At 70.0% G+C, this 25,301-nt stretch carries 20 protein-coding genes; 16 read left to right on the plus strand and 4 right to left on the minus strand.

Annotated features, from left to right (window positions below; all coding sequences use genetic code 11):
* Positions 1–15: 15 nt before the first annotated feature.
* From KGD87_RS21880 to KGD87_RS21935, 12 genes are all read left to right on the plus strand, one after another.
* A complete protein-coding gene (locus KGD87_RS21880; RefSeq protein ID WP_284662319.1) occupies positions 16–2,610 on the plus strand; it encodes a PAS domain-containing sensor histidine kinase in 2,595 nt (864 codons plus the stop codon).
* 238 nt (positions 2,611–2,848) lie between these two features.
* The gene (locus tag KGD87_RS21885; protein ID WP_171410524.1) at positions 2,849–3,100 is read left to right on the plus strand and encodes a hypothetical protein; all 252 of its coding nucleotides are present in this window, start codon (positions 2,849–2,851) and stop codon (positions 3,098–3,100) included.
* Positions 3,097–3,453 (plus strand): ComEA family DNA-binding protein, encoded by a 357-nt coding sequence (locus KGD87_RS21890; RefSeq protein WP_284662320.1) that lies wholly within the window; start codon positions 3,097–3,099, stop codon positions 3,451–3,453. Before KGD87_RS21885 ends, KGD87_RS21890 begins: the two co-directional genes overlap by 4 nt.
* Before the next feature lie 146 nt (positions 3,454–3,599).
* Positions 3,600–5,285, plus strand: a complete 1,686-nt coding sequence (locus tag KGD87_RS21895; RefSeq protein ID WP_284662321.1) for a dipeptidase — start codon at positions 3,600–3,602, stop codon at positions 5,283–5,285.
* A gap of 203 nt (positions 5,286–5,488) precedes the next feature.
* Positions 5,489–6,655, plus strand: coding sequence for an ADP-ribosyltransferase domain-containing protein (locus tag KGD87_RS21900; protein ID WP_284662322.1), 1,167 nt, complete (start codon positions 5,489–5,491; stop codon positions 6,653–6,655).
* Between the two features lie 155 nt (positions 6,656–6,810).
* Positions 6,811–7,374 (plus strand): MarR family winged helix-turn-helix transcriptional regulator, encoded by a 564-nt coding sequence (locus KGD87_RS21905; RefSeq protein WP_284662323.1) that lies wholly within the window; start codon positions 6,811–6,813, stop codon positions 7,372–7,374.
* A gap of 194 nt (positions 7,375–7,568) precedes the next feature.
* The gene (locus KGD87_RS21910; RefSeq protein WP_284662324.1) at positions 7,569–10,706 is read left to right on the plus strand and encodes a DUF4175 family protein; all 3,138 of its coding nucleotides are present in this window, start codon (positions 7,569–7,571) and stop codon (positions 10,704–10,706) included.
* On the plus strand, positions 10,703–12,481 hold the full coding sequence (locus KGD87_RS21915) for a peptidase MA family metallohydrolase (RefSeq protein WP_284662325.1): 1,779 nt from the start codon (positions 10,703–10,705) through the stop codon (positions 12,479–12,481). The genes KGD87_RS21910 and KGD87_RS21915 overlap by 4 nt, the downstream gene beginning before the upstream one ends.
* A 20-nt stretch (positions 12,482–12,501) precedes the next feature.
* Complete coding sequence (locus KGD87_RS21920; protein WP_284662327.1) at positions 12,502–13,236, plus strand: alpha/beta fold hydrolase; 735 nt, start codon at positions 12,502–12,504, stop codon at positions 13,234–13,236.
* 116 nt (positions 13,237–13,352) lie between these two features.
* Positions 13,353–13,784 (plus strand): DUF1622 domain-containing protein, encoded by a 432-nt coding sequence (locus KGD87_RS21925; protein WP_284662329.1) that lies wholly within the window; start codon positions 13,353–13,355, stop codon positions 13,782–13,784.
* A gap of 163 nt (positions 13,785–13,947) precedes the next feature.
* Entirely contained in the window at positions 13,948–14,622 is a 675-nt protein-coding gene (locus tag KGD87_RS21930; protein ID WP_284662331.1) for a DUF4142 domain-containing protein, read from the plus strand.
* A gap of 86 nt (positions 14,623–14,708) precedes the next feature.
* A complete protein-coding gene (locus KGD87_RS21935) occupies positions 14,709–14,987 on the plus strand; it encodes a hypothetical protein (protein WP_284662333.1) in 279 nt (92 codons plus the stop codon).
* Between the two features lie 67 nt (positions 14,988–15,054).
* On the opposite strand, the gene KGD87_RS21940 is transcribed toward KGD87_RS21935, so the two are convergent.
* Positions 15,055–17,091, minus strand: coding sequence for a S9 family peptidase (locus KGD87_RS21940; protein WP_284662334.1), 2,037 nt, complete (start codon positions 17,089–17,091; stop codon positions 15,055–15,057).
* Between the two features lie 190 nt (positions 17,092–17,281).
* Here KGD87_RS21940 and KGD87_RS21945 point away from each other — a divergent pair, with 190 nt between their 5' ends.
* Complete coding sequence (locus KGD87_RS21945; protein WP_284662336.1) at positions 17,282–17,902, plus strand: DsbA family oxidoreductase; 621 nt, start codon at positions 17,282–17,284, stop codon at positions 17,900–17,902.
* Between the two features lie 3 nt (positions 17,903–17,905).
* Here KGD87_RS21945 and fliB read toward each other — a convergent pair whose 3' ends face one another.
* Both fliB and KGD87_RS21955 read right to left on the minus strand, forming a co-directional pair.
* On the minus strand, positions 17,906–19,189 hold the full coding sequence (fliB, locus tag KGD87_RS21950; protein WP_284662337.1) for a flagellin lysine-N-methylase: 1,284 nt from the start codon (positions 19,187–19,189) through the stop codon (positions 17,906–17,908).
* Positions 19,190–19,198: 9 nt separating this feature from the next.
* Entirely contained in the window at positions 19,199–22,498 is a 3,300-nt protein-coding gene (locus KGD87_RS21955; protein WP_284662338.1) for a TIGR02266 family protein, read from the minus strand.
* Positions 22,499–22,642: 144 nt separating this feature from the next.
* Between KGD87_RS21955 and KGD87_RS21960 the strand changes: the two genes are divergently transcribed.
* The 3 genes from KGD87_RS21960 (at position 22,643) to mltG (ending at position 24,429) form a co-directional block, all read left to right on the plus strand.
* Positions 22,643–23,053: a hypothetical protein gene (locus KGD87_RS21960; protein WP_284662340.1), complete on the plus strand. Its 411-nt coding sequence runs from the start codon at positions 22,643–22,645 to the stop codon at positions 23,051–23,053.
* Positions 23,050–23,322: a hypothetical protein gene (locus KGD87_RS21965; RefSeq protein WP_284662341.1), complete on the plus strand. Its 273-nt coding sequence runs from the start codon at positions 23,050–23,052 to the stop codon at positions 23,320–23,322. The genes KGD87_RS21960 and KGD87_RS21965 overlap by 4 nt, the downstream gene beginning before the upstream one ends.
* Before the next feature lie 87 nt (positions 23,323–23,409).
* Positions 23,410–24,429: an endolytic transglycosylase MltG gene (mltG, locus tag KGD87_RS21970; RefSeq protein WP_284662342.1), complete on the plus strand. Its 1,020-nt coding sequence runs from the start codon at positions 23,410–23,412 to the stop codon at positions 24,427–24,429.
* Between the two features lie 80 nt (positions 24,430–24,509).
* Here mltG and KGD87_RS21975 read toward each other — a convergent pair whose 3' ends face one another.
* Positions 24,510–25,301: an enoyl-CoA hydratase/isomerase family protein gene (locus tag KGD87_RS21975; protein ID WP_284662343.1), complete on the minus strand. Its 792-nt coding sequence runs from the start codon at positions 25,299–25,301 to the stop codon at positions 24,510–24,512.

The raw sequence follows: 25,301 nt of genomic DNA on the forward strand, positions 1-25,301 counted from the left end.
GGGACAAGGTCGGACATGGTGGACTCCTGCGACGACGCGGACCGGAAGCTCACCGAGGAGCGCCTCGCGCTGCTGAGCGTGCTCCAGGAGCTCACCGTCGCGGCGCTCGACCTCTTCGACCCGAGCAAGCCCGCGGATGCCTTCATGGACCGTGTCGCGGAGCGGCTGGGGTGCATGGTCGCGCTCTGGGTCCAGGTGAACGCGCGGGGCCAGGTCGTCCTTCAGGGCGCGAGTGGACTCTCGGCGGCGTCCCGCCAGCTTCCGCTTCCCGCCCGCTCCGAGCCCGGAGGGAAGCAAGGGCCCGCCGAGGTGAGCCTGCCGTTCCCGGAGCTGGAACTGCCGGGGCTCTTGCGCTGGTCCATTCCCATCATCGGAGCGGACGCGGCGCACAGCGCCAGCGCGCTGCTGCTGTACTTCGACCGCGAGCCGCACCTGCCGCGACAGTACCGTGGCATGGTGGAGCGGCTCGGTGGCGTGCTCCGTACCGCGCTCATGCACCGGCAGCTCTTCACACGGGTCCTGGACAACGAGCGCGCGCTCCACCAGCAGAAGACGCTGCTGGAGTCCCTGAGCGAAGCTACCGACGAGGGCATCCTCATCTCCACCCTGGAAGGAAGGGTCCTCACGCACAACCGCCGCCTCGTGCAGCTGTGGGGGCTGGAGGAGGAACTCCTGTCCGCATCCTACGGGGCGTGGGTCCGCGCGGCGGCGGAGCTCGTGGAGGAGCCCGCCCGGTTCACGGCGCGCACCTTCTTCTTCATCGAGCACCGAGACGCGTCGGGACTAGACACGCTTCGGCTCAAGGATGGGCGGATTTTCGAGCAGTACGACGCCCCGGTGATGAGCGCGGACGGCCTCTACTATGGGCGGGCCGTCTACTTCCGGGACGTCACCGCTCGACAGCGCACGGAGCGGGACCTCCAGCACGAGCGGGACTTCAGCTCGGCGGTCCTGGATACAGCCCGCGCGCTGGTCATCGTCCTGGATGCGGAGGGCAGAATCGTCCGCTTCAACCGTGCATGCCAGGAGATGACCGGCTACTCCTTCGAGGAGGTTCGCGGCGCGCGGTTCTGGGAGCAGCTCCAGGTTCCGGAAGAAGCGGCGCGCGTCGAGCGGGACTTCGCCCAGCTCACCACGGGCCAGGGGCACGAGCAGGATGAGAGCAGCTGGCTCACGCGAGCGGGAGAGCGCCGACTCATCTCATGGTCCAGCAATGTCCTCCGCGGCCCGACGGGAGCGATTGAGTACATCATCGGCACGGGCATCGACATCACCGAGCAACGCCGGGCCGAGCGGGAGCGAGACCAGACCTTCCTGCGTGAGCAGCAAGCGCGGGCCCGCGCCGAGGAGCAGGAAGGGAGGTCCGCGTTCCTGGCGGAAGCCTCGGGACTGCTCGCGGGCTCGCTCGCCCCCGAGGACGCGCTGCGAAGCGTGGCGGCGCTGACCGTCCAGCGGTTCGCGGACTGGTGCGCGGTCGACCTGCTGGACAACGAGCATGCCCCTCAGCGGCTCGCGGTGGCTCAATCCCAGGCGCTGCGAGCCCGGTGGTCCGCGCAGGACGACCACGCGCCACCGGACCTCAATGCCACGCAGGGCCCTGGGCGAGTGCTCCGCCGCGGCGAGCCAGAGTTCGTCTTGGAGGGTTGCGGCGCCACGCCCCTCGGGTGCGGCGGCCTCGAGTTCCAGTCCTGGCTGTCGGTGCCACTGCTCGCGCGTGGCCGGACGCTCGGCGCGCTCACCCTCGCCCGGATGGACGACGGTAGCCGCTATGGCCCGGCCGAGCTCACCCTCGCGCAGGAGCTGGCCCGCCGCGCGGCCATGGCCGTGGACAACGCCCGGCTCTATCAGGAAGCCCAGCAGGCCATTGGCCTTCGTGATGAGTTCCTTTCCGTTGCCTCTCACGAGCTGAAGACCCCGGTCACCTCCCTCCAGTTGTCCGTGCAGGGCTTGCTGCGCCGCGCCCGGTCGGGAGCGCTCCGCACCGCGTCGGCGGAGACCGTGAGCCAGTCGGTCGAAAGCATCGAACGCCAGGCGCTGCGGATGGCGAAGCTCGTCAACACGCTGCTGGATGTCTCGCGCATCCATGCCGGGCGGCTCGAGCTCGAGCTGGAGGAAGTGGACCTCACCGCGCTGGTCCGAGACATCGCGGCTCGCTTCGCGCCCGAGCTGGCCCTCTCCGGCGCCACGCTCCGGGTGCATGCCGACACGCCGATGCCAGGACTCTGGGACCGGTCGCGGCTCGATCAGATTGTCACCAACCTGCTCTCGAATGCCATCAAGTACGGTGAGGGCAAGCCCATTGAAATCCAGGTCAGCGGGGACGCCAGGACCGCCCTCCTGGAAGTGAGGGACCAGGGAATCGGCATCCCGGAGGAACAACAGGCGCAAATCTTCCGGGCCTTCGAGCGCGCGGTGTCATCGCGCCACTATGGAGGGCTGGGCCTGGGCCTCCACATCGTCAGTCAGCTCGTCGAACGGCTGGGAGGGGCGGTCCGGGTCCAGAGCGAGGCGGGGCGCGGCGCCACCTTCACGGTCGCGCTTCCCCGCAGCGGACCCGCCGCGCAGCGGCCGGCCCCGGCGGACAGACACCTCGACGCGAACCATGCCTGAGCGCGCGTTCGCGCCCTCCCGAGCGTGGCGCCGCGCTCTCGTCCGCTGAGAAGCCACTGGAGTCTCGCTGCCCGTCCTCGCCGCTGGACGGTTCTCACCTCCACGCACGGTGTGCGCAAGGCGCCCCGAGGAGAACACCGCTGGCACGCGGGCTGCTCAAGCCCTCCCCGACCTCAGGCGGTCAAGCCGACGAGGCAGCCGCGCCGTGGTGGCGCGATGCGGAGCGTGGAGGTGGATGATGCTGACGGCGGGTAAGCGACTGGCGGTCTTCTCCATTCGCGAGGGCAAGGGCGGGAGCATCTGGGTGCGGGCGGGGAGCGCCTTCGTGAACAAGGACGGCTCGCTCAACGTGTTGCTGGACGTGCTGCCGCTGGACGGGAAGCTGCATGTCCGCGAGGCGGCGGAGAAGCGCGACACGGCGGGGATGAGCGGGGGCCGCTACGCGGGCGAGCTGGGGCTGGACGCGGCGCCGGTGGGTGGACACTCGTGAGGGCGCTGTGCGCGGTGGTGGTGGGCCTGCTCTTGTGCGGGCCCGGGGTGGCGGGGGCGGCGAAGCTGCGCACGCAGCACACGGGGACGGTCAACCTCAACGAGGCCAGCGCGGCGGAGCTGGATTTGCTGCCGGGCGTCGGTGAGAAGGCGGCGCAGCGCATCATCGCGCACCGCCAGAAGCGGCCCTTCAAGCGCGTGGAGGAGCTGGTGCGCGTGAAGGGCTTCGGCAAGAAGAAGTTCCTCAAGCTCAAGGCGCACCTGGCGCTGAGCGGGCCCACGACGCTGCGAGTCGAACAGGTGCCCGCCCCTCCTGAGAGAAAGGAGGTGAGCACGACGAACAACCAAGACTGAAGCTCCGGCAAGGGGGGCCGCCGCCCGGGATTTCTCTCGTGGCCTGGCGCGGCGGCCCCGTGGTGCAAGGGCCCATGAGGGGCAAACAGGGAAGCGCCCCGTGGGAGCGGTAGCCATCCGGGAGTGGATTGGTACCATCCGCCGCCATGAACCGACGCCTGACGAACCTGCTCACCGCGCTGCCTGTCACCGCCGCGCTGGTCGCTCCGCCCGTGCTCGCCTGCACCAGCATGCTGGTCTCCAAGGGAGCCACGGCGGATGGAGCCACCTTCATCACCTACGCCGCGGACGCACACGAGCTGTACGGCGAGCTGTACTACACGCCCGCGCGCCGCCACGCGCCGGGCGCCATGCGCGACATCATCGAGTGGGACACGGGCAAGTTCCTGGGCCGCATCCCCCAGCCCGCCGCGACGTATTCGGTGGTGGGCAACATGAACGAGCACCAGCTCTCCATCGGCGAGTCCACGTTCGGCGGCCGCGAGGAGCTGGCGGGCCCCGCGGGCATCGTCGACTACGGCTCGCTCATCTACATCGCGCTGGAGCGCGCGAAGACGGCGCGCGAGGCCATCCAGGTCATGACGACCCTGGTCGCCGAGCACGGCTACGCCTCCAGCGGAGAGTCGTTCTCCATCGCCGACCCGAAGGAGGCCTGGCTGCTGGAGATGATTGGCAAGGGCAAGGGCGAGAAGGGCGCGGTGTGGGTGGCCCGCAAGCTGCCCGACGGGTACCTCTCCGCGCACGCCAACCAGGCGCGCATCGGCACGTTCCCGCAGAACGAGAAGCAGACGACGCTCTACTCGCCGGACGTCATCTCCTTCGCCCGGGCGAAGGGCTGGTTCAAGGGCGCGGACAAGGACTTCAACTTCGCGGAGACGTACAACCCCATCGACTTCGGCGGGCAGCGGTTCTCCGAGGCGCGCGTGTGGAGCATCTTCCGGCGCGCGGCGCCGTCGATGAAGCTGGGCGCGGAGTACGCGACCGGCGCGACGCCCCAGAAGCGGCTGCCGCTGTGGGTGAAGCCGGACAAGAAGCTGTCCGTGCAGGACACCATGGCGCTGATGCGGGACCACTTCGGGGGCACGCCGCTGGACATGTCGAAGGACGTGGGCGCGGGCCCCTACGCGCTGCCGTACCGCTGGCGGCCGATGACGTGGGAGGTGGACGGCAAGCAGTACGTCCACGAGCGCGCCATCTCCACGCAGCAGACGGGCTTCTCCTTCGTCGCGCAGATGCGGGACTGGCTGCCGGCGCCCATTGGCGGCGTGCTCTGGTTCGGCGTGGATGACACCTTCACCACCGTCTACACGCCCATGTACGCCGGCATCCGGCAGGTGCCGCGCAACTTCGCGCAGGGCGTGGCCAGCCGCGGTGAGTTCTCCTGGGACTCCTCCTTCTGGGTGTTCAACTGGGTGTCGAACCAGGCCTACGGGCGCTGGAGCGACATGGTGAATGACGTGCAGAAGGAGCAGGGCGCGCTGGAAGGCCAGTTCCTCGCGGACCAGGCCGACATCGAGAAGCGCGCCCAGGAGCAGTTCAAGCGCAGCCCCGAGGAGGCGCGTCAGTACCTCACCGACTACTCGCTCCAGCAGGGCGAGAAGGTCCACGCCCGCTGGCGCAAGCTCGGTGAGACGCTGCTCGTGAAGTACATCGACGGCAACGTGCGCGATGAGATGGGCAAGGTGAACCACCCCAAGTACCAGGAGGCCTGGTACCGGCGCATCGTCCAGGAGAACGGCAAGGCGCTGCAGATGCCCGCCAAGCCCGCCGCTCCGGCCCCCGCGCCCGCGCAGAAGCCGGTGCCCAAGCCCACCGTGGCCCCCGCGCCGTAACACCCTGTCCGGGAGCGGGGAGCCCGCTCCCCGCGCCCCGGCCGGCGCTGCGTCCCGTGCGCATCAGCCCAGGCATCCGTCATCAGGCTGATGATTCCTGCTCCACCCCCCTCCGGACACAACCTCGGCCACACCGGCACCGAGAATGGGGAACAAGCGCACATCAACCTCCTGGCACGCACCAAGAGGAGGGGGACAGAGCCATGGGTCGCATCACGAACAACACGACGACGAAGACGACCAGCATCACGCCCACGCGGACGACCGGCACGCCGCCTCCGCCGCCTCCGCCCAAGACGTCCTCGGCGCCGTCGACGTCGACTGGCATTCCGACGCCGCCGGATGCCTTCGTGTCCGGCACGCCCACCAACACGGTCCGCACCCCGAGCCTCACGTCGCCGCCCCCGCCTCCCTCGCTGGGCGGCGCGAAGGCGCCCGTCACCACCCCGCCGACGACAGTCCCCGTCGCGGTCGGCCCCGGCGTCCTCCGGGATGACTCGGTCATCGCGCCCTTCGTGGCCCAGGGCGTGCCCCGGGGCGCCATCAAGAACATCAGCGACGGCGGCTTCTCCGCGCTCCAGGGCCTGCAGCGCAGCCAGGGTGATGCCAGCTCCGCCGACTTCGCCACCCTCAAGGCGGAGGTCGGCCCCAAGGCCGACCTCATCCGCGCGGTGTTCGCCCAGGGCGGGCCGCACGTGAAGGCGGGTGACGCGGAGCGCGTCAAGCTGGCCAACGTGTTCAACGAAGGTTTCACCGTGGACACCACCACGGTGGAGAACTACCGCAAGCAGATGAGCGTGCTCACGGAGGGGAAGTTCGAGCCCTACGTGGAGATGGCGAACACCCACCTGACGCAAAACCAGAAGGACTACCCGAAGACGGCCACCAGCGTGGCGGACATCAACGGGCTCTCCGACGAGGGCAAGGTCTCCATCTACAAATACACACAGGAGAAATTCAAGCCGTACAACGGCCAGGTCCTCTTCCCGCTGGCAAGGAATGGCGCCGGCCCCACGACCCAGGCGCTGCGCAACAACCTGGATGGCATTGCCGTCACCCGCGCGGCCCTCAACGAGCTGCCGAAGTTCCAGGGCACCGTGTTCCGCGGCGACAGCAAGCAGTACTACGACGCCTACACGAAGGACGCCGTCATCACCCGGGATGCCTTCACCAGCACGGCGAAGAACCCGGACGCGAAGTTCGATGGCGACGCCGTCCTCGAAATCCGGACCAAGACGGGCCGCGACATCCAGGGCGCCTCGCTCAAGCCGGGTGAGGAGGAGGTGCTCATCCCGCCCGGTGCCACCTTCAAGGTCCTGGACCGGGACGACACGGGCTCCATCCTCCGGCTCACGCTCGAGGAGCTCTGAGCGCTCGCTCCCCTGGCCCCCGGCCTTCAGGGCGGGGGCTTGACGGTCCTGTTCGCGGGCGGTCAACAGCCAATGGTTTTTCAGCAGCAGGTCGGACGGCGACGCGATAGACCTGCTGCGACTCAAACCATTGGCTTGAGACACGGAGGCAGCAGGTGACGGCAGAAGAATCCCCGAAGGACCCGGCAGGAGCGCCGCTGGAATCCCACGAAGGTGAGCGGACCTACAAAGGGCCTCCCCTCGGTGAAGTGCTCGAATTCATGCGTCTGCTCTGGGCCGTGGACCACGGGCTCCAGTCCACGTCGAAGCGCATGGAGTCCTCGCTGGGACTCACGGGTCCGCAGCGCCTGGTCATCCGCCTGGTGGGGCGCTTCCCCGACATCACCGCGGGCATGCTCGCGCAGATTCTCCACGTCCATCCCAGCACCCTGACGGGCGTGCTCAAGCGCCTGGAGAAGCGGGGCCTGCTGGAGCGCAAGTCCGACCCGCTCGACGGGCGCAAGGCGCTGTTCGCCCTGACGGACGAGGGGCGCTCGCTCGACATCCCCTCCGAGGGCACGGTGGAGTCGGCGGTGCAGCGCGTGCTGGCGCGCCTCTCGCGGCCTCGCATCGTCGCGACGCAGGAAGTGCTCACCGCGCTGGCCCAGGAGCTGGGCGGCGTCCCCATGCCCGAGGTCGAGTTCGACGAGGCGGGCGCCCGCAAGCAAGTCGTTCGATGAGCCGGCGGCCCGCCCGCTCGACCGCGTTACCTCCCGGACCCTCGCCCTTGCGTCTCCTTCCAGCGCCAGACACCCGGAGCCCTTCGACCGGGCTCCTGGGTCGTTATGCTTCGCAAGAAGGGGGAGGCTGCTAGAAAATCGGGAAATAGGCCGCCCTCCCAGGGGTTGCCTCGCCACTGAGCGGACAGGACAGCGTGAACCTCGACACACCTCAGACACCAGGCCCCGAGCTCCCGCCTCCGCCCCCGCCGTCACCTCCCGCGTCACAGGCCCATGTTCCCCTGGAGGCTCCGGGCGTGGAGGCGTTGCTCGCCACCGTCCAGGGCCGGCAGCGCCGGTTCCTGTGGCTCCAGGGCCTCATGCTGGGCGTGGCCACCGCGTGCCTGCTGCTGGTGGCCGGGGGCTTCCTGGCGCTGGTGGCGCCGCGCGCGGGCGCGTCCCTGCTATGGACGGCGCTGCCGTTGGGCGTGGCGGTGACGTGCGTCTTCGGTCTGTGGCTGGCCCGCCGCCGCGTGGGAGACGACGTCCTCGCCGCGCGGCTGGTGGGAGAGAAGCGCCCGGAGCTGTCGCTGGACGTGCTCGCCGGGGTGGAGCTGATGCGCGAGCCGGACGCGCCGGGCAGTGGCTCTCCGGCGCTCGCGCGCGCCTTCCTGCGGGAGCTGGACACGCGGGCGCGCACGGTGGATGTCCGCACCGTGGTGGACAGCCGCCCGGTGCGTCGCGTGGCCCTGGGCGCGGGCGGCGCGCTGCTGGCCCTGCTGGTGTTGATGGTCGTGCTCGGTGACCGCTGGTCCGCGGGCATGGCGCGCATCCGCGAAGTGGCGGCGAGCCCCAAGGCCCAGGCGCAGGTGGAGCCCATCACCGGCGACATCGAGCTGACGTACCGCTACCCCGCGTACACCGGGCTGGCCCCGCGCACGGTGCCCGGAACGAACGGTGAAATCAGCGCGCCGGCGGGGACGGAAATCCTGCTGAAGACGCGCTCGGACCGTCCGGTGGAGCGCGCGGAGCTGGTGGTCAACGGCCAGGCGCTGCCGCTGAAGGTGACGGGCAACCGGGACCTGGAGGGCAGCTTCGTCGCGAAGCAGTCTGGCCACTACCGCTTCGCCTTCTACGGCGCGCGGGACAAGGCGCTCGCGGTGGGGCCGGACATCGCCCTCACCGTGGAGGCGGACAAGGCGCCCGAGGTGTCGCTGCTGACGCCCACGGTGGAGCTGGAGGTCGACCCGGGCGACCAGGTGACGCTCAAGTACGAGGCGTCGGATGACTACGGGCTGTCCGGCATGGCGCTCGTGTTCCGCGCGCCCGGCGCCCAGCAGGAGACGCGCGTGCCGCTGCCGCGCGAGGACGGCCGGCGCCACCGGGGCACGTACGCGTGGAGCCTGGGCAACCTCAAGCTCGATCCGGGTGACCGGATTACCTACTACGTGGAGGCGCAGGACAACGACGCGGTGGAGGGCCCCAAGAAGGGCGTCAGCCGCACGCAGGTGCTGCGCGTGTACTCCGCGGCCGAGCACCGCCGCACCGCGCTGGAGAAGGCGGAGCAGCTGTGGGGCCGGATGGTGGACCACCTCGCGGACCGGCTGGAAGGCCCGGAGCGCGCGCGGCAGAAGGACCCGCAGGCCATCACCGCCGGGGCCACGGTGGACGCCAGCGGGGAGAGCCTGGTGGCGGACATGCGGACGCTGGCGCAGGAGCTGGCGCGCGAGCGCGACGTGCCCACCGAGCTCGTCTCGGCGCTGAGCAACATCTCCGAGTCCCTGGGCAGTCACATCCGCGGCACCGCGGAGCTGCGCCGGCTCTACCTGCGCACCCAGCGCGCCCGCGGCGAGGACTGGGGCACGGGCAACCGCCTCACCGCCGTCGTCAGTGAGGAGATTGCGGAGCTGGAGAAGGACATCCTCTACCTGGAGTCGCTGCTGGACCGGCAGAAGCTGGAGGCGCTCCAGGAGATGGCCAAACAGCTGTCCAACGAGCGGCGCGAGCTGGCGAACCTCATCGAGCAGTACAAGTCCAATCCGGACGAGGCCTCGCGGCAGGCGGTGATGGAGCAGCTCCAGCAGCTCAAGTCCCGCATCCAGGAGCTGATGCAGCGCATGGCGGAGATGCGCAAGGGCATCCGCGACGAGCACCTCAACGCCGAGGCCCTGTCCGAGATGATGAAGGACCAGGACATGCGCAGCGCGCTCGACGACGTGGAGAAGCTGATGCGCGAGGGCAAGGCGGATGAGGCCCTGGCGAAGCTCCAGGAGCTGGGCATGCAGATGGAGGAGATGCTCGAGAACCTGGACCAGGCCGGCGACGAGTTCGGCGGCGAGCAGCACCCCGAGCTGGCGGAGAAGTTCGGCGAGTTCATGGAGGAGCTGCAGGGCACCGTGCAGGAGCAGCAGCGCGTCGCGGACCAGACGAAGCAGCTTCGCGACCAGGCGCGCTCGCAGAACCGCGAGCGGCTGTCGGAGAAGGGCGAGTCCATCAAGGACAGCCTGATGCGCAAGGTCCAGCAGGCGCAGGAGGACTACAAGGCGCTGGAGCCCAGCCAGCTCAACAGCCGCGCCGCGCGTCCGCTGGAGGAGGCCCAGGCGGAGCTCCAGAACGTGGAGAACGCGCTGAAGGTGAACGACTACGACCTGGCGGCGGAGGCGGCGGCCCGGGCGGAGGACGCGGCCCGGCAGCTGTCGATGATGGGCGAGCAGCAGCGCCACCTGGACGAGATGTTTGGCAACCCGGAAGAGGTGGTGAAGCAGTCCACGGAGCTGGCGCAGCGCCTCAACCGGGACGCGCGCAACGTGTCGGAGGTGAACCGGCAGCTCCAGTCGCTCTTCCCGCCGCCGGGCTCGCAGCTGTCACAGCAGGAGAAGCAGCAGCTCCAGCAACTGGGCGAACAGCAGTCGCAGTTGGAGGAGCGCGCGCAGGGCCTGCGTCAGCAGATGGAGGAGATGCAGCAGATGGCCCCCATCTTCGGCGAGGAGGCCACGCAGCAGATGGAGGGCGCCGGCCAGCGCATGGGTGAGGCCGCCCGCCGGATGCAGGGCAAGGACCCGGGCCGTGGCTACGGCGAGCAGCAGGCGGCGCTGGAGGGCCTGCGCCAGTTCCAGCAGCAGATGCAGGAAGGTCAGCGCGGCGGCAAGGGCGGGCTCCCGCTGCCCATGGGCATGGGCCGCCGCCAGCAAGGCAACGGGAGAGACCCGAAGCAGAAGGTGGAGCTGCCGGACGAGGATGCCTTCCAGGCGCCGAAGGAGTTCCGCAAGGACCTGCTGGACGCGATGAAGCAGGGGGCTCCGGAGAAGTACCGGGAGCAGGTGAAGCGCTACTACGAGGAGCTGGTGAAGTGAGCCGCCACGCGCTGAAGCATTCTTCCGGATTCGGGGCCCTTGTCGCGGCGATGACCGTGGGGCTGCTCTGCGTGCCTCAGGCGACGTGGGCCCAGGCCAGCTCGCTCAAGGACGAGGTGAAGGAGCGGCTGGAGCGCGTGGAGACGGCGCTGGACGACTGGGACGTGCCCGGCGCCCGGCGAGAGCTGTCCGAGGTGGAGAAGCTCCTCCCCGCCGACGTGGAGCCGCTGAAGTACTTCCAGGGCCGGGTGGCCTTCGAGGAGGGCCGCTACGACGACGCGGTGGCGCTCCTGGAGGGCGCCCACATCGAGGACAAGCCGGGCAGCTACCTGCGGCTGGCCAAGGACACGCGCGCCATCACCCAGGGGCACGAGCGCGCGGAGAGCGAGCACTTCATCTTCCAGTACCCCAAGGGGAAGGAAGCGGTGCTGGTGCCCTACGCGCTGGAGACGCTGGAGGGCATCCACCGGGCGATGAAGGAGGACCTGGGCTGGACGCCGCCGGGCGGCAAGATTCGCGTGGAGGTGGTGAGCAACGCGCGCGAGCTGTCGAAGGTGAGCACGCTGACGGAGAAGCAGATTGGCACCACGGGCACCATCGCCATCTGCAAGTTCAACAAGCTGATGGTGACCAGCCCCAAGGCGGTGGCGCGCGGCTACGACTGGCAGGACACGCTGGCGCACGAGTACATCCACCTGGTCATCAGCCAGATGAGCCGCAACACGGTGCCCATCTGGCTGCATGAAGGGCTGGCCAAGTTCCTGGAGTCGCGCTGGCGCGGCAAGGCGGGGCTGGCGATGACGCCCTCCACGCAGGCGCTGCTGGGCAAGCGGGTGAAGGCGGACACGCTCATCCCGTTCGAGAAGATGCACCCGTCGATTGCGCTGCTGCCCACGGCGGAGGACGCGGCCACCGCGTTCGCGGAGGTGTTCTACGCCATCGACTACGTGCACAGCGTCAAGGGCACGGCGGGCCTGCGCGCCATCATCCAGGAGCTGAAGGCCGGGCAGAAGGACCGCAAGGCGGTGGAGGCGGCCATGGGGATGCCCTTCGCCCTCTTCGAGAAGTCCTGGCTGGCGCACATCAAGAAGCAGCCCTTCCCGACCGAGCTCCTGCCGCGCGAGGACCGCGTGGTGCTGAAGGAGAACGCCAAGGGCAAGGTGAAGGACGACAGCGAGAAGAAGGGGCGTGAAATCTCCTTCGGCGACTTCCAGGAGGTGACGGAGGTGCCGGCGCGCAAGTTCGCGCACCTGGGTGAGCTCTTGCGCGAGCGCAACCGCGTGAAGGCCGCGGCGGAGGAGTACGCCAAGGCGCACGAACTGGTGGGCGACAAGTACGAGTCGGTGTCCAACAAGTACGCGCTGGCGCTGCTGGAGCTGCGGCGGCTGGACGAGGCGGAGCGCGTGCTGCGCGGCAGCCTGCGCGTGCACCCGGGCTCACCTTCGACGAACGTCCACCTGGGCCGCATCCTGCTGTACCGGAAGGACTACCCGAAGGCGAAGACGGCCTATCTGGAGGCGCTGGCGTCGGACCCGTTCGACCCGGAAATCCACCTGGCCCTCACGCGCATCCACGACTCCATGGGCGAAACGGCGCTGGCGGGCCGCGCGCGGCAGGCGAGCGCGCTGCTCACGGGCCTCAAGGCCGAAGAGGTGGACCGCGTGGCGCAGCAGTTCCTGCGTGACGAGGGCGGGCTGTCGGAGATGAACGTGTCGGGGACGTCGGACACGCCGCGGGAAGCAGCGCGGCCCGAGAAGCCGGACGCGGGGAAATGAAGCGCGCTTCGGCGACACGTATGCACGACCTATGGTTCGCGGAGCACGGTCAAGGAGAGCCTTTCCTGCTCCTGCATCCAGGTGGCACCGATACCCGTGCGCTCCAGCCGCTCGTCGCGGCACTCGGTGACGGATATCGCATCATCACGCCGGAACAACGCGGTCACGGGCGCACGCCGGACGCCGAGGGCGATTGGAGCTTCGCTCACATGGCGGCGGACACAGCTTCCCTGCTTGAGCGGCTGAAGCTCTCGAACGTGCACGTCTTCGGGTGGAGCGATGGGGCGATTGTCGGCCTGTACCTGGCGCTCGCGAGGCCCGACCTGGTCCGGAGCCTCGTATTCGGAGCAGCCCCCTTTCGCGTCGAGGGCTGGCGTGACGGCGTCTTGGGTGAGCCGCTGCCAGACTTCATGGCCAGGCCCTACGCCGAGCTGTCCCCCGACGGCCTCGAACACTGGCCCGCCGTCGTTGCGAAATCCGCGCGTCTCCACGAGCGGGAGCCCGCCATCGGAGTCGATGACCTCCGCGGCCTGAAGCGCCCTGTGTTGGTGGTCATGGGCGATGATGACGAGGTCCGCTTTGAACACGCCATCGAAATGTATGAGGCCCTTCCAGATGGCGAGTTCGCCGTGGTCCCATGTGCGACGCATGGACTCCTCGTGGAGAAGCCCGACCTCCTGGCCCGGCTCATCGCCGACTTCCATGCACCCGCGAAGAGCAATGGCGTCGCGCCCCTTCGTCGCGGTCAGCGGTGAACCGGCTCAAGGGATGCCCTGACCCAAGGGCCGTCAGCAGCTGAGCCGTCAGGCGTTGCAACGGCTGCTCCCTGGTCCCATGACTCCCATGCCTAGCTTCCCGCACGGGAGGCTCGATGGAGGTCGGATCCATCATCTCGCTTGCCGCCCAGCTCATGGAGTGGGCCGGCGTGGGCAGCATGGTCCTGGGGGCCGTGCTCGCCCTCGTGTTGCTCGTCACGGGCAAGCCGCTCCCCGCGGGTGAAACCTACCGCCGCTTCCGGATGAACCTGGGCCGCGCCATCCTCCTGGGCCTGGAGTTCCTCGTCGCCGCCGACATCATCCGCACCGTCAGCCAGCGGCCCACGCTGGATGCCGTGCTGGTGCTGGGCCTCATCGTCCTCATCCGGACCTTCCTCAGCCTCACCCTCACCGTGGAGCTGGAGGGACGCTGGCCCTGGCAACACCGCGAGGACATCGCCGACCCTGGTCATCCTCCGCCAACGTCGTCCACCCCGCAGCGCCACCCACCGCCCGCGCCCGACCCGCCACGTCCGGTCAAGCACTGAACGCAGCGGGTCGGCCACCTGGGCAGCGCCACCGTCCTCCGCCGCACCCAGCCCTTCCCCCGAGTGAAGTGGCGCACGAACACGTCCTCTCGTGCCGTGCATCTCGCGCCAACGCCGCTCCAACGTGCGCGCCCGCATTCCCCCACACAAGGAGCAGCACTTCATGAAACATCCCCTCCCGGGGCTCGTCCTCGTCGCCTCGCTGTTCACCCAGAGCGCGTCCTTCGCCCAGTCCGGCATGCCCGACAGCCCGCCCTCCCAACAGGACACGGTGTCCGTTCAAAAGGGCATGGCCACCTACCGCGGCTACACCGCCCCCACGGACGAGAAGGCGCTGCTCGACCGGCTACACCTGGCGAACCAGCACGAAATCAAGACGGGCCAGCTCGCCCAGCAGCGCTCGCAGAATCCGGACGTGAAGGCGTTTGGCGCCATCATGATGAAGGCGCACACCGCGCTGGACCAGAAGCTCACGTCCTACGCGCGCAGCAAGGGCTTGAAGCTCGCCGAAGCCCCCAAGCCGATGAACGACGCGGAGGAAGCCTCCATGGCCAAGGACAAGGCCACCCTGGAGCAGCTCCAGGTCATCCGCGGCGCCCCCTTCGACTCCGCCTATCTGGCCTCGCAGGTCGCGGGACATGACGCCGTCCTGGGCATGGTCCTCACCGCCCAGAAGGCCATGCCCAAGGCCACGCCCGAGCTCGCCGCCATGCTCCAGGACCTCAGCAAGCAGGTGCCCGCGCACCGCCACCAGGCCTGGTCCATGCTGGGCAAGCTGGAAGGCGACACGGGCGTGGGCGGCTCCGGCCCGGCGCACGAAGCGCCGCCGAAGCCCTGACCCGGCGCGCGGCGCGCGCTCACACGCCGTACACCCCTGAATCCCGATGATGAAGCCGGGGACGCGCACGAGGCATGATGGTTCGCATGATGCCTCGGACGCTGACCCTGACCTTCGCCGTCACCGTGGGCGCGCTGCTGAACGGCTGCTTCAGCGACACGGACACCATTTGCGAGAAACGAAAGGAGTGCTTCTCGGACACGCTCAACGTCCAGTCGTGCGAGGACGACCTCAGAGCCTGGATGGAGCGGCAGGACCAGGACCGCCGCCGGGACAAAGTCGCCGAATGCGCGGACTGCCTCGGCAGCCGCACCTGCTCGCAGATTCGCACCGCCTGCATCGGCGCCTGCATGGGCGTTCCCTGAGCCATGAACGACAGCGGGGCCCGCACCTCACGATGCGAGCCCCGAGTCCTACGACATCACGCGGTGACTACTTGCGCGTCCACTGGTCCAGCCAGCCCAGGACTTCGTCGTGCCACTGCACGCTGTTGGCCGGGCGCAGCACCCAGTGGTTCTCCTCCGGGAAGTAGAGCAACTTGGAGGGAATCCCCTTCCGCTGGAGCGCCGTGAAGGTGCCCAGGCCCTGCGTCTCCACCACGCGGAAATCCTGCCCGCCGTGGATGACCATCATCGGCGTCTTCCACTTCGCGACGTGCTCAATCGGGTTGTGCTTGCTGTAGCCCTCCGGGTTCTCCCACGGCGTGCCCTTGTGCTCCCACTCCGGGAACCACAGCTCCTCGGTGTCGAAGTAGCCCATGCGCTCGTCGAGGATGCCGTCGTGGTTCACCAGGCACTTGAAGCCGTCCGGCCAGTTGCCGGCAATCCAGTTGATCATGTACCCGCCGTAGCTCGCCCCCAGCGCGCACATCTTGTCCTGGTTGATGAAGCTGTAGCGCTTGAGCGCCGCGGCCAGACCCTTCTGCAGGTCCTCGAACGGCTTGCCACCCCAGTCATCGGAGATGGAGTCGGTGAAGGCCTGCCCGTAGCCGGTGGAGCCGTGGAAGTCGACCATGACGGCCACGTAGCCACGCCCCGCGTACACCTGCGGGTTCCACCGGTAATGGAAGTGATTGCCGAACGAGCCCTGCGGCCCGCCGTGGATGAGGAACGCCAGCGGGTACTTCTTCTTCGGGTCGAAGTTCACCGGCTTCACGACGTACGCGTGGACCGTCTCGTTGTTCCAGCCGGGGAACGAGAACTGCTCGAAGGCGCCGAAGCGGATGCGGGCCAGCGCGTCCTGGTTCACCTGGGTGAGCTGGCGCGAAGCCGAGCCATCCACGTTCATCACATGCAGGTCCGCGGGAGAATCCAGGTCGTCATACACATAGACGAGCCGGCCTCCCGCGGCCGGCTGCGGCGCGCCCGCGGCGCCATCCTTCGTCAACTGGGTGGGCTTGCCCGTGGCCACGTCCAGCGCGAAGACGGGCTGCTGGCCCACGTGCCCGGCGCTCGCGAAGAGCGTCTTGCCGTCCGCGCTCCACGCGAGGCTGCCCACGGAGCGGTCCCAGTCCTGGGTGAGCACGCGCTCCTGGCCGCCAGGCCAGGTGCGGAGGATGACGCGGTAGCGGTCCGCCTCGAAGCCGGGGCGCGACATGGCCAGGTAGGCCAGCGTCTTGCCGTCCGGGCTGAAGACGGGGCTGGTGTCGGTGGCGCGGTTCTTCTCCGTCAGCTTGCGCGGCTTCGCCTTGCCATCAATCGGCGCGACGAAGAGGTCCAGGTCCGTGGACCAGGCCTCGGTGCGGCCCACGTCCCGCGCGGCGAAGACGATGCTCTTGTTGTCCGGCGTGAAGGTGAACTCCTCCGCGCCACCAAAGGGCTTGGAGGGGCTGTCCGCGTCCATGCCCTTCATCACGTCCACGGGCGCGCCGCCGGCCACGGGGAGGACGAAGACGTGCGAGCGCCGCCCGTCCTTCCACGTGTCCCAGTGACGCGCGAAGAGCTTGTCGTAGGTGCGGCCGGTGGCCTTGCGCTTGGAGCGCTCCTCCTCGCGCTGCGGCGTGCACTCCAGCGTGGGGCAGTCCGGAAACACCTCCAGCGCCACGGCCAGCCGCGTGCCGTCCGGCGACACGCGGAAGGCGCCCACGTCCAGGGGCAGCTTCGTCACCTGCACGGCCTCGCCGCCGTCCACGGCCAGCCGCCACACCTGCGAGGAGCCGCCGCGCGAGGACAGGAAGAAGAGGCTCTTGCCGTCCGGCGCCCAGGTGGGCTCGGAGTCGGCGTCCGGATGCGAGGTGAGCTGGCGCGGCGCGGCGTTTCCGTCGACGCCGACGAGCCACAAGTCGGTGCGTCCCCGGTTGGCCTCCAGGTCCGTGGTGCGCAGGACGTACGCGACCTGCTTGCCGTCCGGCGAGACGCTCGGGCTGCTCAGCCGTCGCATCGAAATCATGTCGTGGTGGGTGAACGGCTGGGGCCGGGCCGGCGCCGGAGTGGCGCTCAGGGCCAGGGCCGCGAGAAGCGACAGCGACAAGGTAGACTCCTGGTTCAGTCGCACCGCCGTCACCCCACCCGAGGGGCGCGTCACGGGCACGGTTGTCGGGGGTGGACGCTGCCTGCTACGGCCCGCGCTGTCCACCTCCGCGTACCCGGGGTGCCACCCACGCGCGGCCCCGGCGCACTCCGTCATGACGCGGCGCTTCGACGCGGTTAGACACGGCCCCATGAGCGAGCCCATCACCGTCCGCGTCTGGTCCGATTACGTCTGCCCCTGGTGTTACGTGGGCTACGCCGAGGTCCAGAAGCTGAAGCAGGAGTACGACGTCCAGGTGGACTGGCGGCCCTTCTACCTGCGCCCGGAGACGCCGCCCGAGGGCCTCCCCCTGCCCGACTACGTGCGCGAGAAGATGAAGGACCCGAACAACCCGCTGAAGCTCCGCGCCCAATCCGCCGGGCTCACCCTGGTGATGCGGGACCTCATCCCATCCACCCGCCGCGCACACGAGGCCACCGAGTACGCCCGCGCGCAGGGCCGCCTGGAGCCGTTCCACGCCGCCCTCCTGCGCCGCTACTGGAGCGAGGGCCAGGACCTCTGGCAGTGGGACACGCTCCGCGGCGCCGCCCAGGAGGCGGGGTTGGACTCGGACGCGGTGCAGCGCGTCGTCGAGGAGGGCCGCTACACGAAGGTCGTGGAGGACGCCATCCAGGAGGCGCGGACCCTGGGCGTCAACGCGGTGCCCACGTTCGTCGTCGGGGAGCGCTTCGGCCTCCAGGGCGCGCAGGAGTACCCGGTGTTCCAGGAGGCCATGCGGCGGCTCGGCGCGACGCCCCGCGCGCGGCCCTGAGCGTCAGAGCCCCTTGAGCAGCACGAGCATCCGGCCGAGCGTCTCGTCGCCCCCGCTCCCCGCCAGCCCCTGGGCCAGGGCGTGGAGCTGGGGCGCCTGCTCGACGTGCTTCGCGATGAGCTGGAAGCACTCCACCGCGGCGGCGTCGAGCCGGGCCCGTGCTTCGGCCGTGTCCGCCGCGCCCTCCGCGCAGAGCGCCACCACCGTGGGGTGGCCGAAGAGCGTCCAGCAGAGGACCGCCTCGCGCAGCGCCATGCGGAACACGTAGTCCAGCACGCGCGGCGCGTCGGTGAAGGGGTGGCGCAGCCAGTGGTTCACCGCGTGGTGGCGCAGGTACTGCTCCACCCGCTGTGACAGCCCGAGTGACAGCCGCTCACGGCGCTCCGCGTAGCGGTGCCACGCGTCGTCAGGCAACAGGTCCGCGCCGCCGTAGGACTCCAGCACCCGCTCCACCAGCGTGTGGAACCGCTCGCTCCGGACCGCGCCCAGGCGGGACTTCAACACCGCGGCGCAGATGCCCACCCACGGGCCTCCCGGCAGCGCCAGCGCCGCGAAGCCACCGTGCAGCGTCGTCAGCGTCTCCGGCAGGGAGAAGGCCCGCAGCACCTCCGCCAGCAGGGCCTCCGCGCCTTCACGCGCGTCGCCGTGGAACACCTCCGTGCTCCGGAAGTAGAAGCCGTCCAGCCGCAGGCCCAGCTGCCCCAGCGCGAAGAGCCTCGCGGCGAAGGGCAGCTCGCGACGCTGGAGCACCGACAGCGCGGTGGAGCGCACGGCCTCCGCGTGCCGCGTCCACGCGTCCTCGAAAGCGCCGCCGCCCAGGGAGCGCGCCATCTCGGGACGCAGCGCGAGGTCCTCGGACACGGGCACGGTGTCGACGGCGTCCTCCGCCAGCAGACACAGGCGAGCCACCTCTGGACACGCGAGCGAGCCGGTCACCTCCAGCCCGTGTCCCCAGCGCGTGGCGACGCGCGGGAAGGTGGCGCACGCGTCCGGCAGCGCGGCCTCGCCATAGGCGCGGTGCAGCGAGCACGTCTTCCGCGCATCCAGGAACACGCAGTGCCCGTCCTCGCGCTTCGCGATGACGGCCTCATCGCCGGGGCTGGCGCCGGGCTCCGGCTGGATGAAGGCCTCCACCCGCTCCGCGTCCGGGCCGCCCGCCACCGCTTGCTTCAAGCGCTGTAAGCGCGGCTCGCTGACGAGCACGACGAGCCCCGCGCAGCAGGTGTCCTCGCAGGCGTCCGCGAGGCACCTGAAGCGCGTCATGTACCGGGGCGCGGTGGCCGTCATGGCGACACGTTACTTCCGGCCCAGCGCCTTCTTCACGAAGCCCCAGAAGCCGCCCGCGCGCTCCTTGAGGTCGGCGCCACGGCGGTCCTCGGCGGCCTTCACGGACTCCTTGCTGACCTGGAGCTGCTTCTGGAGCTCCTCCGGCGAGTAGCGCGTGGCCAGCGTGGCCTTCACTTCCTTGCGCGTGGAGTACTCACGCGCCTCCACGTGCAGCACGCATTCGGAGTCCAGCTTGAGCGTCACCGCCACGCGCACCGAGCCCTTGGGCCCCTTGGGCAGGCCTTCGATGCGCACGGTGCCCAGGTACTCGTTGGCGGAGATGTGGTTGTCCTCGCCCTGGAAGATGGACAGCTCCAGGAAGGCCTCATTGTCCTTCGTCGTGTTGATGGCGAAGGAGCGCTGCGCGGGCAGCGGGCTGTTGCGCTCGATGACGCGCTTGAAGGCGCCGCCGGGCATGGCCACGCCCACCGTCATCGGCAGCACGTCGATGAGCACCACGCTGCTCACCTTGTCCACGGAGCCGGAGTAGAGCGCCGCGCCCAGGGCCACGGCTTCGTCCGCGTTGACGCTGGCCTGCGGGCCCTTGCCGAAGAGCCCCTTGAGCTTGTCGCGCACCAGCGGCATGCGGCTCATGCCGCCCACGAGGATGATGTCGTCCACCTCGGCGGCCTTCAGCTTCGCGTCCAGGAGCACGTCGCGCACCACGTCGATGGTGCGGCTGAGCAGCGGCTCGCAGATCTTCTCCAGCTCCTGCCGGCTGAGGACGACGCGCAAGTCACGCGGCTTGCCCGTGTCGTCCATCATCAGCATGGGGATGTGGACCTCGAAGGTGCTGCGCTCGGACAGCCCCATCTTCGCGCGCTCGGCCGCGTCGCTCACGCGCGACAGGGCGATGCCGTCCCCCGTGAAGGCGATGCCTTCCTTCTCCTGGAAGCGCGCCAGCAGGTAGTCGACGATGAGGTTGTCGAAGTCGATGCCGCCCAGGAAGATGTCGCCGCCGGTGCCGAGCACCTCGAAGACGTTCTTCTCGATTTTCAGAATCGTGGCGTCGAAGGTGCCGCCGCCCAGGTCGTAGACGAGGACCTTCTTGTTGAGCTCGCGGTTGAGGCCGTAGGCGAGCGCCGCGGAGGTGGGCTCGTTGAGGATGCGCTCCACCTTGAGGCCCGCGAGGATACCGGACTTGCGCACGGCCTCACGCTGCGGCTCGGAGTAGTACGCGGGCACCGTCACCACCGCGCGCTCCACCTTCTGGTTGAGGTGGGCCTCCGCCATCTCCTTGCACTCGCGGAGGATGATGGCCTGCACCTCTTCCAGCGACAGGGCCGTGTCCGCCAGCCGCACGGCGGCGCGGCCGGCGGAGTCGGGGACGATGTCGTAGTGGAAGCGCTCGCGGACCTGGTTCACCACGGCGCTGTCGTAGGGACGGCCGACGAGCCGCTTCGCGCCGTAGATGGTGTGCTGGGGACGCAGCACCAGCTGATTCTTCGCGCGGTGGCTGACCAGCAGCTTGTTCTGCGCGTTGAGCGAGATGACGGAGGGAATGGTGTTGTAGCCCTCGCGCGAGCGCAGCACGAGCGGCCGGCCGTTGGAGAGCAACGCCACGCACGAGTTCGTGGTGCCCAGGTCGATGCCGATGACGGGCCCCGTGCCGCTGAGCGGCCCCGGCGGAGGCAGGAACACCGTCTTTGGCAGGCCGTGCTCATCCAACGCGGGCGCCTGCGCGGCGGCCTTCGCCACGGCGGGCGCGAGCACCGAGGGTGCCACCGGCTGCTCCGGTGCCCGAGGCGCCTCCCGGCGCACCTGGGGAAGCCCCTGCGGAGGCGGCGGTGCCACGGGCGGCGGAGGCGGAGGACGGAACGCCGCGGGCGGAGGAACGGGCGCCGCGCGTGGAGGCGGTGGCGGCGCGACGGGAGGGACCTCCTCCATATCCTCGGACAGGTCGAGGTCGAACTCGATGCTGCCTCCACCCGTGCTCGCCGGAGCAGGTGCGCGCGGCGGCGGAGGAGGCGCTGCCGGTGCGCGCGGCGGCGGCGAGGGGCTCACATCCTCGGTCAGGTCGAAGTCGAACTCGATGCCAGCAGCGGGAGACGCGGCCGGAGCCGGCGGCGGCTTGGGTGCCACCGGGGCGCGGGGCGGCGACGAGGGCGCGGCCTCGACCTCACTCAGGTCGAAGTCGAACTCGATGCCAGCAGCGGGGGACGCGGCCGGAGCCGACGGGGCCTTCGGTGCCACAGGCGCACGCGGCGGCGAGGGCGCAGCCTCCGCCTCGCTCAGGTCCAGGTCGAACTCGAAGCTGCCGCCACTGGAGACAGGTGCTGGCGGAGGTGCCGCGCGCGCGGGCGGAATCGCGGGCGCACGCGGCGGCTCCGCGACGGCGTCCCCCAGGTCCAGCTCGAACTCGAAGGACCCACCATCACCCACCGGTGTGGACGACGCCGGCTCGACCTCCAGGGAGATTCCGACCTCGATGGGAGGCTCGTCGAGCGGCGCGCCCATGGCCACGGGCACATCCCCCGCCGGGCTCTCGATTTCAAATTCGAAGCCCGGCAGTGGCTCGTCGATGTCCAGCGCGCCCACGGGCGGAGGCGGCGTGCTCGCGATGAGCTCGTCGAGCGGAATGTCCACATCGTCAGCGGCCACCGGAGGCGGCGGCGAATAGGAGACAGGCACGCGGCTCGGAGGCGGTGTCCTCGGCTCCTCCACCACCGACGGGCTCAGGTCGAACGGCTCGTCCAGGACCGGCGCGGAGGAACCACCCTCCGGCTCCAGGTCATCGAACAGGGAGTCGAGCGCGATGCCACCCACCTCCGCGGGCGCGGCGGCGGGGCGCGCTTGCACAGGGGGCACGGGACGGGCCTGGACCGGCGGCGCGGGACGGGCCTGCGCCATGGGCGCGATGGACGGGGCAATCGCGGGCGCCACGGACGGCGCAATCGCGGGCAGGGGCTGGACGGCGGGCGCGTTGGAATCCGCGACGGTCTTCCGCATCAACATCATGTCGACGAGCGCGCGGCTCGCCGTGTCCAGCTCCTCGAACTGCAGGCCCATGCCCGGAGGCCCCGCGGGGTCACCGACTTCGCGCACCCAGCGGACCAGCGCGGAGCCACGCAGCACCCGCACGCCTCCGGCAATCTGCACCTCGAACTTGACGGGGGTCCCCACCGCCTGCGGGGTGCGCGAGCGGATGAACATCCCACCCGGGCTCAAGTTGGTGGCGAACTCCTCCGCGAAGCTCCCCACGCTCTCATGCTTCAGCTTCACCAGCAGGCCAACTGCCTTCCTGTCCGTGGTGCGCCTGCCTTGATCCATGGCGAGGACAATCGCGGTACGCGACCCGCCGCTCAAGTAGGTTTTGACCCCTTGGTCCCCTGCTCGGCGAATGGGCGCTGACAGGTGGGCAGACTGCCTACCTGCACCTTCCCATATCCTCGGCGGCGTCCCTCGGGAGCCCTCATGAGCGCCATCCCTCTCCCAGTCCCAGTCCCCGCACGCGCGGGCTGGCTCGTCGACCGGCGGCACGACCTGATTTCCACCGGGGGCGGCCTCGGGGTGAGTCTGGCGCTGGTCGGACTCCATGTCTGGGGCGGCGTCAGCAGCCTGGTGTTGTGGTGGGCGTGGGTGCTGGCACTGGATGGGCCGCACCTGTTCGCCACGGTGTCGCGGACCTATCTGGACGCGAAGGAATGGCGGACGCGGCGGCGCCTGCTGCTGGGCAGCCTGGCGTGGTTCGCGGTGGGCCCGGCGTCATTCGGACTGTCGGCGCTGCTGGGCACGAAGCTGCCCTTCGCCCTCTTCATGACGGCGGCGGCGCTCTGGGCCTACTGGCACGTGGTGCGGCAGCACTACGCTGGGCGCCGAAGGTGAGCCAGCGCTTCATCCTCTACGCGGGGTGCGGCGTCGTCTTCACGCTGCTGTACCGGGGCCTGGGCTGCGGCTTCGGCGCGCACCCGGGCTGCGGCGGCTTCGACCTGAAGGTGCCCCTGGGCGCGGGGCTGACGCTGCGCAACCTGATGGAGTGCTTCATCTGGGGCTTCGCGCTCCACCATTACTACCTGGATCAAAAAATCTGGCGCGTGAGCCGGGACAGCGGGTTGAACCGGGACTTGAAGCTCGAGCCGGCACCGGCCGCCTGACCTCCGGCCCGCCTGGCGCCCAGGAGGCGACATCTGGATGCCGGAACCCCAGGCGCGGCCCGAATCCGGTGATAGCGTGCGCCGCGAATGAAGCGGATTCTCTGGGTCCTGGGTGCAGCCTTCGTGCTGCTGGTGGCGTCCGGCGCGGGCGCCTTCTTCTGGATTGAGCAGCAGGCACACTCGGCCGCGGCGCCGCCTGGCGCGGACGTGGTGGAGTTCACCGTGCCCAAGGGGACGTCCGGGCGCGGCCTGGGCACACTGCTCGAATCGCAGGGCCTCATCCGTGACACGCGGGTGTGGCGCTGGCACCTGTACCGGCGCGGCAGCTTCGCCCCCAAGGCGGGCCGTCATGAAGTCAGCGCGTCGATGACGCTGGCCGAGCTGGCCACGGAGCTGGAAGGCAACCCCATTCCAGAGGACGTCCCGTTCGTCGTCGTCGAGGGCTGGCGCCTGCGCGACACGGACGCGGCGCTCGTGGCCGCGGGCTTCATCGAGCCGGGCGCGTACATCGCCGCGGCCAGCCAGCCCAAGCGCTTCACCGCGCCCTTCCCCCTGCCCTCCACCGGCACGCTGGAGGGCTACCTCTACCCGGAGACCTACGGCGTGATTCCGGGCAAGTTCGAAGTGGAGGCGCTCATCCAGCGTCAACTGGATGCCTTCGCGCAGCGCTTCTATGCGCCCAACCGCGAGGCCCTCACGAAGAGCGGACGCACGCTGCACGAGGTGGTGGTGATGGCCTCCATGCTGGAGCGCGAGGAGCCGCTGCCCGAGCAGCGCCCCCTGGTCGCCGGCATCCTGTGGAAGCGCGTGGACAAGGGCTACCCGCTCGGCGTGGACGCCACGTCGCGCTACGAGCTGGCGCGGTGGAATGACCGCATCGCCTTCCTCAAGCGCCTGCGGGACCCGCAGGACCCGTACAACACGCGGCACAAGAAGGGCCTGCCGCCCGGCCCCATCGGCGCGCCCACCGTGGCCTCGCTCCAGGCCGCGATGGCGCCCAAGCCGAGCGAGTACTGGTACTACCTGCACGACGCGCAGCGCATCCTCCGCCCGTCGCGCAACGCGGAGGAGCACGAGGCGCTCCGCCGCAAGTACAACGTGTACTGAGGCTGACGCGCCCCTTCGCACGGGGCGCGCCCTGCTTCAACAGCAGGGCCCCGCGCCGCGAAGGCACGGGCAGCGCGGACTCAGCGCCCCTGGAACACGGGGGCGCGGCGCGCGGCGGCGGCAGCCAGCCCCTCGCCCAGGTCCTGGCTGCCGTAGCTCTCCGCCTGGAAGCGCGCCTCCTCCTCCAACGCGCGCTGAAGCTCGGCCCTGTCGAGCCCCAGCCGCTGCTTCAGCGCACGCACGGCCAGCGGCGCGTTCGCGGCAATCCGCCCCGCGAGTTCCTGGGCCCGCGTGAGCACCTGTCCCGCGGGCGCCGCCTCCAGCGCCAGTCCCAGCTTCACCGCTTCCCTGCCATCGAAGCGGCGGCCGGTGAGCAGCAGCTCCGCGGCGGCCTGCGCCCCCGCCCGGCGCGGCGCCAGGTACGTGGCGCCCATGCCCGGATGCAGGCCCAGTTGGACGAAGTTGAGCGCCAGCTTGGAGTCCTCGGCCACGAGGCACACGTCACACGCCAGCGCCACGCACAGCCCCGCGCCAATCGCAGGCCCGTCCACCGCGGCGATGACCGGTACGGGAAGCTCCAGCACGCTGAGGTAGCGCGCATAGAAGCCGAGCATGAACGTGCGCGCCTCCTCGAAGGACGCCTGGCGCAGCCGCTCCAGCATCTTCAGGTCCCCACCGGCGGAGAACGCGCCTCCCGCCCCGGTGAGCACCACCGCCCGGACCTCGTCACGCCCCTTCAGCGTCTCGACACGCGCGGACAGCGCGTCTCCCAGCTCGGGCGTCATCACGTTGCGTCGGGCGGTGTCGTTGAGGGTGAGGGTGGCGACGGCACCCTCCACCTCGAGAAGGACCTCTGCGGCGGGAGCGGACAT

The sequence above is a fragment of the Myxococcus sp. SDU36 genome (genome assembly GCF_030168875.1).
Classification (GTDB): domain Bacteria; phylum Myxococcota; class Myxococcia; order Myxococcales; family Myxococcaceae; genus Myxococcus; species Myxococcus vastator.